The 13957-nt window shown below is 68.1% G+C and carries 11 protein-coding genes and 1 pseudogene; 8 read left to right on the top strand and 4 right to left on the bottom strand.

Annotation, left to right across the window (positions count from 1 at the left end; translation table 11 throughout):
* Positions 1–40: 40 nt before the first annotated feature.
* A complete protein-coding gene (locus ACZYVJ_RS24135; protein WP_463833661.1) occupies positions 41–2905 on the top strand; it encodes an aminotransferase class I/II-fold pyridoxal phosphate-dependent enzyme in 2865 nt (954 codons plus the stop codon).
* Between the two features lie 346 nt (positions 2906–3251).
* Positions 3252–4709 carry a sensor histidine kinase gene (locus tag ACZYVJ_RS24140; RefSeq protein WP_463833662.1) on the top strand — a complete coding sequence of 486 codons (1458 nt, stop codon included), beginning with the start codon at positions 3252–3254 and terminating at the stop codon, positions 4707–4709.
* On the opposite strand, the gene ACZYVJ_RS24145 is transcribed toward ACZYVJ_RS24140, so the two are convergent.
* From ACZYVJ_RS24145 to ACZYVJ_RS24155, 3 genes and pseudogenes are all read right to left on the bottom strand, one after another.
* Complete coding sequence (locus tag ACZYVJ_RS24145; protein ID WP_463833663.1) at positions 4691–5359, bottom strand: response regulator transcription factor; 669 nt, start codon at positions 5357–5359, stop codon at positions 4691–4693. The two genes, ACZYVJ_RS24140 and ACZYVJ_RS24145, sit on opposite strands and share 19 nt — an antisense overlap.
* Positions 5360–5392: 33 nt before the next feature.
* Positions 5393–5614: pseudogene (locus ACZYVJ_RS24150) on the bottom strand (hypothetical protein); the annotation flags it as partial.
* A 14-nt stretch (positions 5615–5628) separates the two neighbouring features.
* Complete coding sequence (locus ACZYVJ_RS24155; RefSeq protein ID WP_463833664.1) at positions 5629–6456, bottom strand: COG4705 family protein; 828 nt, start codon at positions 6454–6456, stop codon at positions 5629–5631.
* A gap of 229 nt (positions 6457–6685) precedes the next feature.
* Between ACZYVJ_RS24155 and ACZYVJ_RS24160 the strand changes: the two genes are divergently transcribed.
* The 6 genes from ACZYVJ_RS24160 to ACZYVJ_RS24185 are packed head-to-tail and all read left to right on the top strand — an operon-like array spanning position 6686 to position 13414.
* The gene (locus tag ACZYVJ_RS24160; protein ID WP_463833665.1) at positions 6686–7441 is read left to right on the top strand and encodes a GntR family transcriptional regulator; all 756 of its coding nucleotides are present in this window, start codon (positions 6686–6688) and stop codon (positions 7439–7441) included.
* Entirely contained in the window at positions 7438–7668 is a 231-nt protein-coding gene (locus ACZYVJ_RS24165) for a 4Fe-4S dicluster domain-containing protein (RefSeq protein WP_064885673.1), read from the top strand. Before ACZYVJ_RS24160 ends, ACZYVJ_RS24165 begins: the two co-directional genes overlap by 4 nt.
* Before the next feature lie 25 nt (positions 7669–7693).
* Positions 7694–9082, top strand: coding sequence for an ABC transporter substrate-binding protein (locus ACZYVJ_RS24170; RefSeq protein WP_463833666.1), 1389 nt, complete (start codon positions 7694–7696; stop codon positions 9080–9082).
* Positions 9079–9954 carry an ABC transporter permease gene (locus tag ACZYVJ_RS24175; protein ID WP_463833667.1) on the top strand — a complete coding sequence of 292 codons (876 nt, stop codon included), beginning with the start codon at positions 9079–9081 and terminating at the stop codon, positions 9952–9954. Before ACZYVJ_RS24170 ends, ACZYVJ_RS24175 begins: the two co-directional genes overlap by 4 nt.
* Positions 9951–10703 carry an ABC transporter ATP-binding protein gene (locus ACZYVJ_RS24180; RefSeq protein ID WP_463833668.1) on the top strand — a complete coding sequence of 251 codons (753 nt, stop codon included), beginning with the start codon at positions 9951–9953 and terminating at the stop codon, positions 10701–10703. The genes ACZYVJ_RS24175 and ACZYVJ_RS24180 overlap by 4 nt, the downstream gene beginning before the upstream one ends.
* Complete coding sequence (locus ACZYVJ_RS24185) at positions 10700–13414, top strand: fumarate reductase/succinate dehydrogenase flavoprotein subunit (RefSeq protein ID WP_463833669.1); 2715 nt, start codon at positions 10700–10702, stop codon at positions 13412–13414. Before ACZYVJ_RS24180 ends, ACZYVJ_RS24185 begins: the two co-directional genes overlap by 4 nt.
* On the opposite strand, the gene ACZYVJ_RS24190 is transcribed toward ACZYVJ_RS24185, so the two are convergent.
* Entirely contained in the window at positions 13415–13954 is a 540-nt protein-coding gene (locus tag ACZYVJ_RS24190; protein ID WP_463833670.1) for a GNAT family N-acetyltransferase, read from the bottom strand.
* Positions 13955–13957: the final 3 nt, after the last annotated feature.

Raw genomic sequence — 13957 nt, forward strand, 5'->3', positions numbered from 1 at the left:
GCACGTCAGCGGCGGCGATCCGAGAAGAACAGGTGAGGTCATGATTCGATACAGCACCCAGCCGCGACGACTTCGAGTGTCCGCACTGGCGGCGGTGGCCAACCCCTCATACGCCCGGGTCGACACCTGGAACCTGCTGGACGACGCCTGTCGTCATCTCGCCGAGGTGGACCTCGCCGGACTGGACAAGACCCACGACGTGGCGCGCGTGAAACGCCTCATGGATCGCATCGCCGCCTACGAGCGGTACTGGCTGTACCCCGGTGCGGCGAACCTGGCGATCTTCCGGGCCCACCTGGAGAGCCTGTCCACGGTGCGGCTCACCGAGGAGGTCTCCCTGGCCGTCCGGTTGCTGAGTGAATACGGTGACCGCGCAGGGCTTTTCGATACCTCCGCGCCGCTGGGTGACCAGGAGCTGGTCGCCCAGGCCAAGCAGCAGCACTTCTACACCGTGCTGCTCGCCGACGACGCGCCGAGCACGGCGCCGGACAGCCTGGCCGAGTGCCTGCGTGCGCTGCGCTGCCCGACCGACGATGTGCAGTTCGAGATCCTGGTGGTTCCCAGCGTCGAAGACGCGATCACCGCGGTGGCGCTGAACGGGGAGATTCAGGCCGCGATCATCCGGGACGACCTGCCGCTGCGGTCCCGGGACCGGCTGCCGCTGATGAACACGTTGCTCGGGCCCAACGAGGATGCGGGAGACGCCATTCCGGACCGCGCCAACTATTGGGTGGAGTGCGGGGAATGGATCAGGGAGCTGCGGCCCCACATCGATTTGTATCTGCTGACCGACGAGTCGATCGCGGCCGGCGATGACACCGAGCCCGACGTCTACGACCGCACGTTCTACCGGCTCAACGACGTCACCGACCTGCACAGTACGGTGCTCGCCGGACTGCGAAACCGTTACGCCACACCGTTTTTCGACGCACTGCGCGCGTATGCCGCCGCGCCGGTCGGCCAATTCCACGCCCTGCCCGTCGCACGCGGCGCCAGCATCTTCAATTCCCGGTCGCTGCAGGACATGGGGGAGTTCTACGGCCGCAACATCTTCATGGCCGAAACCTCCACCACCTCCGGCGGCCTGGACTCGCTGCTGGACCCGCACGGCAACATCAAGAAGGCGATGGACAAGGCCGCCAAGACGTGGAACGCCGACCACACCTACTTCGTCACCAACGGGACGTCGACGGCCAACAAGATCGTGGTGCAGTCGCTTACCCGGCCGGGTGACATCGTGCTGATCGACCGCAACTGTCACAAGTCGCACCACTACGGCCTGGTGCTGGCCGGTGCCTACCCGCTGTACCTGGACGCGTATCCGCTGCCGCAGTTCGCGATCTACGGCGCGGTGTCGCTGCGCACCATCAAGCAGGCGCTGCTGGATCTGGAGGCGGCCGGACAACTGCACCGGGTGCGCATGCTGCTGCTGACCAACTGCACCTTCGACGGCGTCGTCTACAACCCCCTACAGGTCATGCAGGAGGTGCTGGCGATCAAGCCGGATATCTGCTTTCTGTGGGACGAGGCGTGGTACGCGTTCGCCACGGCCGTGCCGTGGGCCCGGCAGCGCACCGCCATGATCTCCGCCGAGCGCCTCGAGCAGATGCTGGCATCGCCGGAATACGTTGCGGAATACCGGAAATGGGCCGCATCCATGGACGGGGTGGACCGGCGGGAGTGGATCGAGCGCGAGCTGATGCCCGACCCGGCCACCGCCCGGGTGCGCGTCTACGCCACGCATTCCACGCACAAATCACTGTCGGCACTGCGGCAGGCGTCGATGATCCACGTGCGCGACCAGGATTTCAACGCGCTCACCCGGGATTCCTTCGCTGAGGCGTTCCTGACGCACACCTCGACATCGCCGAACCAGCAGCTGCTGGCGTCACTGGACCTGGCCCGCCGCCAGGTCGACATCGAGGGCTTCCAACTGGTCCGGCAGGTATACGACATGGCGCTGGTCTTCCGGCATCGGGTGCGAAAAGACCGGCTGATCAGCAAGTGGTTCCGCATCCTCGACGAATCCGACCTGGTGCCAGAGGAGTTCCGCGAGTCCTCGGTGAGTTCCTATCGCCAGGTCAGGCAGGGGGCGCTGGCCGAGTGGAACGAGGCCTGGCGCTCCGACCAGTTCGTGCTGGACGCGACGCGGGTGACCTTGTTCGTGGGCGCGACCGGGATGAACGGCTACGACTTCCGCGAGAAGATCCTGATGGAGCGATTCGGCATCCAGATCAACAAGACGTCGATCAACAGCGTGCTGCTGATCTTCACGATCGGCGTCACCTGGTCCAGTGTGCATTACCTGCTCGATGTGTTGCGAAGGGTGGCAATCGATTTCGACCGCACCGAGAAGGCGGCCAGCGTCGCCGACCGGGCGCTGCAGCAACGTCACGTCGAGGAGATCACCGAGGATCTCCCGCATCTGCCCGACTTCAGCGAATTCGACGTCGCGTTCCGGCCCGTCGACGAGTGCAACTTCGGCGACATGCGATCGGCGTTCTACGCCGGCTACGAGGAGACCGATCGCGAACACGTGCTGATCGGCATGGCCGGGCGTCGACTGGCCGAGGGCAAGACCCTGGTGTCGACCACCTTCGTGGTGCCCTACCCGCCGGGCTTTCCGGTGCTGGTCCCGGGCCAGGTGGTGTCCAAGGAGATCGTCTACTTCCTGGCCCAGCTCGACGTCAAGGAAATCCACGGATACAACCCCGATCTCGGGTTGTCGGTCTTCACCGAGACGGCGCTGGCGCGCATGGAGGCCCAACGCAACGCCGCGATGGCGGCGGTGGGCTCGGTGACCGCGGCGTTCGAGCTACCCGCGGACGCGTCGGCTGCCAACGGCGCGCGCAACAACGGCGCCAACGACGCCCCGGCCGTGCCGTCGGTCGCCGACAGCAGCTGAGCGATCAGCCGGTCGTCGGAGTCGGGTTCGCGCCGCAGGTGGTGCGGGACGAGGTGTGCGGTGCGCCCGGCGACCAATCGGCGATACCTCGCCGGATCCCCTGCAGGAGTGCGTCGCGGCCCGCAGGAGCCGTCTGGTTGCAGCTCGAACTGAGGGTGCTGAACGGACTCGGGTCGGCGCCAACCTGCGCCGCTCCCAGGACACCGGAGCCGACCACGACTGCCGCGCTGACCAGTACTCGTGCGATCGCACGACCGTTACGACGCGCAGAACGTGCAGTAACAAACATGACGACGCCAGCCTAAGACGCGACCGCTGAGAGGCCGCTGAGAACGCGCTGAGCTCGGTGTTTTCAGCCGGGCCGCGGCCCTGCAGAATTAACGACGTGGGAATATCCGGTGTCGGGCCGTTCCGGCGAAGCGGGCGGGTTGGTTCGTGGCGCCTCGGCCACCTGGGCATTTCGGCCCGCTCGGCGGCGGTGTCGGCGATCGTCGTGCTGTGTGCCCTCAGCGTGGCCGGCGCGGGCTTGGACGCAATCCTGTACCGCACGCTGTTGGCGGGCGTCGATTACGCCGCCGCCGAACGGGTCCGCGACATCACCAAGGCGCTGCAGTCCGATTCGCCCGACGACCTCGACAACCATTTTCTGACCACCGACCAGCGGGTGGTCGCGACGCAACTGCTCGGTCCGGATGGCGACGTGGTCAAGCGATCCGGCTCCGCACCGAAAACGCCGCTGGTTCCGGCGAGCCGATTCGACTTCAACCTGCGGCGCGGCCTGCCCGACGACGCGGTGGCCGGCGACGACATGCGCGTCAGTGGCCAAAAGGTCGGGACCCGATCCGGCGTGTACACGGTGCTGGTGGGCGGCGGCAGCGAGGCGGTCGAGGCGACCGCGCGGACGCTGGCGATCCTGCTGGCGTGCAGCGCGCCGGTCATCGTCGGGGTGGTGGCGGGCGCAACCTACTGGCTGGTGCGCCGCTCGCTGCAGTCGGTGGACGCCATCCGGACCAGGGTTGCCGACATCTCGGCGTCCGATCTGGGCGAGCGGGTGCCGGTGCCCGACAGCCACGACGAGATCGCGGCCCTGGCCGTCACCATGAACGAGATGCTTTCCCGCCTGGAGGCGGGTCACCGTGCGCAGCAACGCTTTGTCGGCGACGCGTCGCACGAATTGCGGAGCCCGCTGACCACGATCATCTCCGGGCTGGAAGTGGCCGAGGCCCATCCCGATCTGCTCGACGCCGAGCTGGCGGTCAACACCCTGCTGCCCGAGGCGCAGCGCATGCACACCCTGATCGATGACCTGCTGCTGCTGGCCCGCGCCGACGAGCAGACGCTGCTCCGGCGCACGGAGCGGGTGGCGCTCGACGACCTCGCGCGCGCCGAGGCCGACCGCGCTCGGCGTGACACGCAATGCGTGGTCCACACCGATATCTGTCCGGTGCGCCTGGAAGCCGACCCGGTGGCCATGTCGCGGATGATCCGTAACCTCGTGGAAAATGCTGTCCGCCATGCGGTTTCATGCGTGTCCATCGAACTCGGCAGCCGGGGCGCGACGGCTGTCCTCACCGTCAGCGATGACGGCCCCGGAATAGCCCGCGCCGACAGGGGCCGGGTATTCGAACGTTTCGTTCGCCTGGATTCCGACCGGGCCCGCAGCGGGGGAGGGACGGGCCTGGGCCTGGCGATCGTCGCCGAGGTCGTTGCCGCACACGGGGGCACGGTCGCCATCGACGACCCGCCCTCCGGCGGAACCAAGATGATCGTGACGTTGCCGGTGTCTCAGCACAGCAATCGGTAACCGACGCCCCGAATCGTCTCGATGGTGTTGGTGCCGAAGGGGACATCGATCTTGCGACGCAGATACCCCACGTAGACCTCGACCACGTTGTCGGGGCCGTGATGATGCGCATCCCAGACGTTCTGCAATATCTCGGCCTTGGTCACCACCACGTCCTTGTTGCGCATCAGGAATTCGAGCACCCCGTACTCGCGGGGAGTCAACGCGATCGGGGTCGAACCCCGTTTGACCGTGTGCCGGGCGGGGTCCAGCGCCAGCGTCCCGGCTTTCAGCACCACCGGGCGCGCCGGCGCGCCTCGACGAATCAGCGCCCGCAGCCGCGCCACCAGTACGCGGAACGAGAACGGCTTGGTCAGATAGTCATCCGCACCCAGGTCGAAGGCGTCGGTCTGGTCGTACTCACCGTCCTTGGCGGTCAGCATGAGCACCGGTGTCCACACGTTGTGCGACCGCATTCGGCGCAGCACCTCGTAGCCGCTGAGGCCGGGCAGCATGATGTCGAGAACCATTACGTCGAAACCATTTTCGGTGGCCTCCCGCAGGCCGTCGACGCCGTTGCCGACGGCCACCACGACAAAACCCTCCGCCTTGAGCCCCCTGGCCATGGTGGCGGACAGCCGCGGTTCATCCTCGACGAGCAGGACTCTCATGTTTCAACGCTACGTCGAGTGCGGGAGGTGCCCTCAGCCGGGCCAGCGGGTCTCGATCAGCACCTCGGCGAACGGGCCGCCCATCCGGCAGAAACGGTTGGTCGCCACCCACACCACGCCCGGGTTTTCCAGCGTGATGCGCACCGGGTGGCCGACGATGGTCTCGCCCGGATTGGTGTGGCTGAAGAACGTTGTCAGGCTGTCGACGTCGACGTCGACTTTCCAGTCAGGCCATGGTTTTTGGAAGAAGTCACGGCCCGACCGGCCGGTCAGCATGGATCCTGGTCCGGTTGCTGGACGCCGGTTTCCGGACGACGTTCCGTCACATCATCTTTGGGCTGACCGGGGTGGCGACCGGGGCGCTGCGGTATGACGATGATCAACACCGCGATCAGCGCCGCGAGCACCGCCGAGGCGAGCGGGCGACTCCACGCCAGGCCGCCGTCGGCGACGGGCTTGTCGATGAAGTCACCGACGGTCGCGCCCAGCGGCCTGGTGAGGATGAACGCGACCCAGAACAATGTGACGCGGGAGATCGACGCCCAGAAGTACATTGCCGCGACCACCGCCAGGCCAATCGCGAACACCAGCGCGCCGCGTTCGTAACCGAAATCGCGTGTGTCGGCCAGCCAATCGCCGAGCGCGGTGCCCAGCGTCTGCGAGAACGTGATGGTTGCCCAGTAAAAGGCCTCCACCTTGGGCGTGGAGACGGTGTTGACCGATACGGTGCCCTGCGACCAGCGCCAGAGTCCCAGCGTGGCCAGCAGGCACGCCAGCAGCAGCAGCGACCCGCCCGTGTAGCCGATGCCCAGCGACCGGTCCGCGAAATCGGCCAGCACGGTGCCGAACGTCGTCGAGGCGACGATCGTCGCCCAGTACAGGGCCGCGTGGAATCGCTTGGCGAGGATCTGCGCCGCCACCAGCGCCACCAGCGCGACGCCGAAAATCGCGACCCCGGCGGCGTAGCCCCAATTCAGCGTCATCGTGACGGTGTCACCGCCCGTCTCGCCCAACGTCGTGGCCAAGACCTTGATGACCCAGAACCCCAGGGTGACCGCCGGCACCTTGGTCAACGCGTGCTTGGAAACATCCGTCATGCACGCCATCTTCCGCCGCCGGGTGGCCATCCGGGAATTGGCGGGTTCGGTGGCGTGGCAGGTTCTGCTCACCGGGATCACAAAGCCGACGCGTCCTCGCAGGTGGCGCAATAGCGCGGCGGGTGGCGGTTTTAGCTGCTCGGGCCTTGAGGTGACCCGGCGCAATAGTCCTGCCCGCCGCCACGGGGCCTCGTCGGCGACCCGAAAAATGGCCCTGAGCTGCGTTAGCGTGACTCCCGTGGCGCAACCAGTACCCAGCCGGGATATTCAAGACTCCCGAGCCAATCGCGCCCGTCGGGTCGCCGACGTACTGCGCCAGCAGATCCACTCCGAAGCCTACCCGGAGGGCCTGCCCGCCGAACTGGAGCTGGCCGCCGAATTCTCGGTATCCCGCAACACCATTCGCGAGGCGCTGGCCGTCCTCAAGCACGAGGGCCTGATCGACCGCGGACCCAAGATCGGCACGCACGTCGCGCAGCGCAAGTACGACCACGGACTCGACGCGCTGCTGGGCCTGAAGGAGACGTTCAAGGACCTCGGTGAGGTCCGCAACGAGGTACGCGCAGCGATGCCGGTCACCGCGCCGCCGTCGGTGGCCCGCCGGTTGCGGCTGCAACCGGGCGAGCAGGCGGTGTTCATCGAGCGGCTGCGCTACCTGGGGGACCTGCCGCTCAGCCTCGACCTCACCTACCTCGCCCCGGACATCGGCCGCGAGGTGCTGACCCACCCGCTGGAGACCGACGACCTGTTCGCGCTCATCGAGGAGGTGAGCGGGCAACGACTGGGGTCGGCGGCGCTGGCGCTGGAGGCTATTCCCGCCGACGCGCACTCGGCGGCGACGCTGCAGGTGCCCGACGGTGCGGCGCTGCTGATGTTGGAGCGGCTCACCAGCCTCGCCGACGGCACCCCCGTCGACCTGGAGTACATCCGGATGCGGGGCGATCGAATCACCATGCGGGGCAACCTGATGAGGAGCAACCCATGACACTGATCAACAACAACCGCGCCGACGTGCCGGTCACGATCGACGAGTCGCTGTGTATCGACGGCTGCACGCTGTGCGTGGAGGTCTGCCCGCTCGACGCGTTGGCCATCAACCCCGACACCGGCAAGGCCTTCATGCACGTCGACGAGTGTTGGTACTGCGGCCCCTGCGCGGCCCGCTGTCCGACCGGCGCCGTCACGGTCAATATGCCCTATCTCCTTCGCTGAAAAGCATTCGAAACCAGGATCTTTCATGAAACGACGCGCCATCCGGCTGGCGTCGGTGGTGAGCGCGATCGCCGCGCTGACCTCCGGTTGCTCACTCGAATCCCTGTCGCAGTCCTCCGGTGTGGTCAACGTGGTGGTGGGATATCAGTCCAAGACCATCAACACCGTCACCGCGGGTACGTTGCTGCGCGCGCAGGGGTACCTGGAGCACCGGCTGGCCGACATCACCACCCGCACCGGCACCAAATACGCGGTGCGGTGGCAGGATTACGACACCGGCGCCCCGATCACCGCGCAGATGCTCGCCGAGAAGATCGACATCGGTTCGATGGGCGACTATCCGATGCTGATCAACGGCTCCAAGACGCAGGCCAACCCGCTGGCGAAAACCGAGATCGTCTCCATCACCGGCTACAACCCCAAGGGCGCCCTGAACATGGTGGTGGTGGCGCCCGGTTCGTCGGCGACCACGTTGCGCGGCCTGGCCGGGTCCAAGGTTTCGGCGAGCGTGGGATCGGCCGGCCACGGCACTTTGATGCGGGCGCTGGACAGGGCCGGGATCAAAGGTGTTGAAGTGCTCAACCAGCAACCGCAGGTGGGCGCATCTGCTTTGGAATCCGGTCAGGTGCAGGGGCTTTCGCAATTCGTCGCCTGGCCGGGGCTGCTGGTGTTCGAAGGCAAGGCCAAACTGCTGTACGACGGGGCCGAGCTGAACCTGCCCACCCTGCACGGGGTGGTGGTGCGGCGCTCGTATGCGGCGTCGCATCCGGAGGTGCTGGGCGCCTTCCTGCAGGCGCAACTGGACGCAGGAGACTTCCTCAACTCCAAGCCGCTGGAGGCCGCCCGTATCGTCGCCCAGGGGAGCGGCCTGCCGCAGGAAGTGGTGTACCTCTACAACGGTCCCGGTGGTACCTCATTCGACACCACGCTCAAACCCGCACTGGTCGAGGCATTGAAAAACGATGTGCCGTACCTGAAGTCGATCGGCGACTTCGCCGACCTCGACGTGTCGGGCTTCGTCCAGGACGGGCCGTTGCGCACCGTATTCGGCGCCCGCGGCCTGAACTACGACGCGGCGCGGGCCGCCACCGCCAACCCGTCCGCGCTGCGCGGGGATCCCGCGCTGGCCAGCGAACTGTGGCTGGACGGTTCGGATTCCACGCAAACCGTCGCCAACCCGACCGGCCTGCTTCGGGCGGTGCGGGCGGCGACCGCCCGCGGCGCCAAAGTCCGTGCCGCCTATGTTCCCGACGTGGAGCTGGGCACCCGGTGGTTCGCCGACAAGGCGGTCTGGGTGCAAGACGGCCAGAACTACCTGCCGTTCGGGACGCCGGCCGGCGCGCATCGTTATCTCGCCGCACACCCGGGCGGCGCCATCGTGAATTACGAGCAGGCCCTTGGAGGTTCGGTATGACCGCTTATCTCACCGGCGACCCGGCAGCCCCGGTGTCGGCGCAAGTCGTCGGCACCGCCCCGGCGACGGTCGCCCCGCGACGTGCCGGCTCGCCGTGGCGGTGGCGGCTGCTGCGGCTCGCATCGGTTGCCGCCGCGATCGGGTTGTGGCAGGCGCTCACCGCCGACAAGGTGCGGCTGCTGCTGCGCTTCGACACGCTGCCCACCGTCACCGAGATCGTGCACGCGCTGGGGCACCGGCTCGGAACCTCCGAGTACTGGCTTGACCTGGCGCAGTCGCTGATCCGTATCCTCACCGGCTTCGGATTGGCCGCGGTGGTCGGGGTCGCGACGGGCGTGCTGCTGGGGCGTTCCCGCTTGTTCGCCAACACTTTCGGCCCGCTGACGGAGTTGGTCAGACCCGTTCCGGCCATCGCGATAGTGCCGGTGGCGATCCTGCTGTTCCCGACCGACGAGGCCGGCATCGTGTTCATCACCTTCCTCGCGGCGTACTTCCCGATCCTGGTCAGCACCCGGCACGCGGTGCGGGCGCTGCCCACGCTTTGGGAGGACTCGGTGCGTACGCTCGGCGGCGGCCGGTGGGATGTGTTGAAGCAGGTGGTGTTGCCGGGCATCCTGCCGGGAGTGTTCGGCGGCCTGTCGGTCGGTATGGGCGTGGCGTGGATCTGCGTGATCTCCGCCGAGATGATCTCGGGCCGACTCGGGATCGGCTATCGCACCTGGCAGGACTACACCGTGCTGGCCTATCCCCAGGTGTTCGTCGGCATCATCACCATCGGGGTGCTGGGTTTCGCGACGGCGGCGGCCGTCGAGGTCGTGGGCCGCCGGGTGACCAGCTGGCTGCCGCGCGCGGAGGAGGAAGGTCGGCAATGACTTCAAAAAAGGCGGGAGTGAGTCTGGAACTGGATCGAGTTCGCTTGTCCTACACCGGAGAACCGGTGATCGACGGGCTGAGCCTGACCGTGCGGCCCGGGGAGATCCTGGTGCTCACCGGTCCCTCGGGCTGCGGCAAGTCGACGGTGCTGCGGGCCCTGGCGGGACTGCTGCGGCCCGACGAGGGCCGGATCGTCGCCGACGGCGACCAGGTCACGACCACCTCGGCCGACCGGGGCATGGTGTTCCAGGACAACGCGTTGCTGCCATGGCGCACCGTGCGCTCCAACATCGAGTTGGCCCTGCGGCTGCGCGGCGTCGCCCGGGCTCACCGGCGCGCCGAGGCGGACCGCTGGATCGCCGAGCTCGGTCTCACCGGGTTCGGCGACTATCTGCCCAAGAGCCTGTCCGGCGGCATGCGGCAGCGCGTCCAGCTGGCCCGCGGGCTGGCCGGGGCGCCGCGCGCGGTGATGATGGACGAGCCGTTCGGCGCGCTGGACACGCAGACGCGTACGGCCATGCAGCGGCTGCTGATCGATACCTGGCGTGCCCATCCGACGACGATCGTCTTCGTCACGCACGATGTCGACGAGGCGCTGCTGCTGGGCGATCGCATCGCCGTGCTGGGCAAGGCCGGTCAGCCGCTGCGCACCCTGATCGACGTGCCGGAGCCGCGCGTCGACCGGCAGCGCGCCGCACTGCGCGCTGAAGTCATTGCGGCACTGAATCATTCGGCGGTGGCGGCATGATGCAGATTCCCGACCCGGCGGCCCCGATCCGGCTCGACTGTGACGTCCTGGTCATCGGCGGTGGTACGGCGGGCACCATGGCGGCGCTGTCGGCCGCCGAGAACGGTGCGCGGGTGCTGCTGCTGGAGAAGGCCCACGTGCGCCACTCCGGCGCCCTGGCGATGGGCATGGACGGTGTCAACAACGCGGTGATCCCCGGCAAGGCCGAACCCGAGGACTACGTCGCCGAGATCACCCGCGCCAACGACGGAATCGTCAACCAGCGCACCGTCTATCAGACCGCTACCCGCGGCTTCGCCATGGTGCAGCGGCTGGAGCGCTACGGCGTGAAGTTCGAGAAGAACGAGCACGGCGAATACGCCGTGCGCCGGGTGCACCGCTCGGGCTCCTACGTGCTGCCGATGCCCGAGGGCAAGGACGTCAAGAAAGCGCTGTATCGCGTGCTGCGGCAGCGGTCGATGCGCGAGAAAATCCGGATCGAGAACCGGCTGATGCCGGTCCGGGTGCTGACCCACGAAGGCCGCGCGGTGGGCGCGGCGGCGCTACACACCCGCACCGGTGAGTTCGTCACCGTCGGCGCCAAGGCGGTCATCCTGGCCACCGGCGCGTGCGGCCGACTCGGCCTGCCCGCGTCGGGCTACCTGTACGGCACCTACGAGAACCCCACCAACGCCGGCGACGGCTACTCGATGGCCTACCACGCGGGTGCCGAGCTGTCCGGCATCGAGTGCTTTCAGGTCAACCCGCTGATCAAGGACTACAACGGGCCGGCGTGCGCGTACGTCGCCAATCCCTTTGGCGGCTACCAGGTCAACTCGCACGGCGAGCGGTTCGTCGACTCCGACTACTGGTCGGGGCAGATGATGGCCGAGGTCAAAACCGAGATCGATTCCGCGCGCGGACCCATCTACCTCAAGGTGTCGCACCTGCCCGACGAGACGCTGACCGCGCTGGAAAACATCCTGCACACCACCGAGCGGCCCACCCGGGGTACCTTCCACGCCAACCGCGGCCACGACTACCGCACCCACGACATCGAGATGCACATCTCCGAAATCGGCTTGTGTAGCGGGCATTCCGCGTCGGGTGTGTGGGTCGACGAGCACGCCCGCACCACGGTGCCCGGGCTGTACGCCGCGGGTGACATGGCCTGCGTGCCGCACAACTACATGATCGGCGCTTTCGTGTTTGGCGATCTGGCCGGTACGCACGCGGCCTCGACGCTGGCCGAAGTCGCTGCGCCGCAACAACTCCCGGAGGAGCAGGTGCGTGAGGCGCACGAGCTGATCTACCGCCCGCTGCGGCATCCGGACGGCCCGCCGCAACCCCAGGTTGAATACAAGCTGCGCCGCTTCGTCAACGACTACGTTGCGCCGCCCAAGACCGGCGCCAAGCTGTCGCTGGCCATCCGCACCTTCGAGCGGATGAGCGCCGAGATCGCCGAGATGGGCGCCCGCAATCCGCACGAGCTGATGCGTGCGGTGGAGGTGTCGTTCATCCGCGACTGCGCCGAAATGGCCGCCCGCTCCTCGCACACCCGCACCGAATCCCGTTGGGGCCTCTACCACGACCGCGCCGACCTGCCCGGCCGCGACGACAACCAGTGGGGTTATCACCTCAACCTGCGCAAGGACGCCGAAAAAGGAATGGTGTTCCTCAAGCGGCCGGTGGCACCGTATTTCGTACCGGTCCCGGAGCTCGACGGACTGCCGCCGACCGACCGGACCGTGTACCCGGTGGAGCAGCCGCCGCTGGTCGGTGGCCAGGCGCCGGCCAACGCGGTGTCCCGAATCGGCTCGGCCACCACTACGTTCGAGCCGCCGTCGCCGCGCATCGCCGAGGTCCTGGCGCTCGAGGAGCCCACGATGGCCGACCTGGGGCCCTACCTTGCCGACGCGGATCCCGGCGTGCGCCGCACCGCGGTGTCGACGCTGACCGAGCACATCCCCGACGGGTATGCGCCGGCCCTGGTGGCCGCACTGAAGGATGACGACGCCACGGTCCGCCTCACCAGTGCCGACGGCATCCGCGAGCTGGTCGAGGTGTTGCCGCAGCCCGAAAGCGTGCGCGAGCATCTGGATTCGGTCGATCGGGTGGTGCGCGCGGCCTCGCTGTACGTGCTGGCCGCGCGCCGGGCCGGTGACGCCGCGCAATTCCGTCACGCCCTCGACGACGTCGATCATCGGGTTCGCATCGAGGCGGTGCGCGCGCTGGTGTCCGTCGACGACGTGGCGGGTGTCGTCGCCGCCGCTGCTGACGAGAACCGCGAGGTCCGCATCGCGGCGGCCGCCGGGCTGGCGACGTTACGGGCGGCAGCGGCCCCAGCCGGCGGGGCCGTGCGCCGGCTGGTCGCCGACTCCGATCCGCTGGTACGCGCGGCCGCGCTTGCCGCGCTGGGCCAATTGGGTTGCGGCCAAGATGATTTCGCCGCCATCAGGCAGGCGCTGCGGGCGCCTGCCTGGCAGGTGCGGCAAGGCGCGACCCGCGCACTGGCCGGAGCGCCGGTCGACTTCGCGGTTCCACATCTGTCCGAGGCGCTGGCCGACGCCCATCTGGACGTGCGCAAGGCGGCGGTGCTCAGCCTGACCCGGTGGGCCGGGGAGCCCGGCGCCCGGGACGCGCTGGGGCTTGCGCTCAAGGACGGCGACGCCGACGTCCGGGCCTATGCGCGCCGAGCGCTCGAGCAGGACAGCTTGGCGGAAAAAGGTTAGTCAGCGCAGGATCTTGGCGTACAGCAGGCTGTCCTGGGGTTCGGGTCCCATCGTGGGGTAGACCGCGTGCCGGGCCAACCGCCCCTCCAGGAAGAAGCCGGCGTGCTCGAGCAGCCGCGCCGAGCGCTCGTTGTCCACACTGCAGGTGGCCCAGACGCGGTACACCTCGCGATCGGAGTCGAGGGCGGCGAGCAGCATGCCGAGCACCTCGGACATCAAGCCCTTGCCCCACCACCGCCGGCCCAGGCAGTAGCCGACCTCGACCGAATGCGGCGCGGTGCGCCGGCAGCTGGCCAGCCCGATCACCTCGCCGCGGTGCCGCGATTCGATGACCCAGGTCTTCTCGTCCGCGCTGGCGTTGAGCTTTTCGGTGATCACGCGCCGTGTGGCGGCGACGTCGGGGTGCGGTGCCCACAAGAGGTACTTGGTGACCTGGGGATCTCGGGCGACCCGCTGGAACAGCGCCCCGGCATCGTCGAGCGCGGGTGGTCGCAGCAGCAGCCGCGGACCGCTGATCCGGTCGGGTGGGTATTCGGGCATCGG

It is taken from the genome of Mycobacterium sp. IDUB_3, assembly GCF_055419585.1.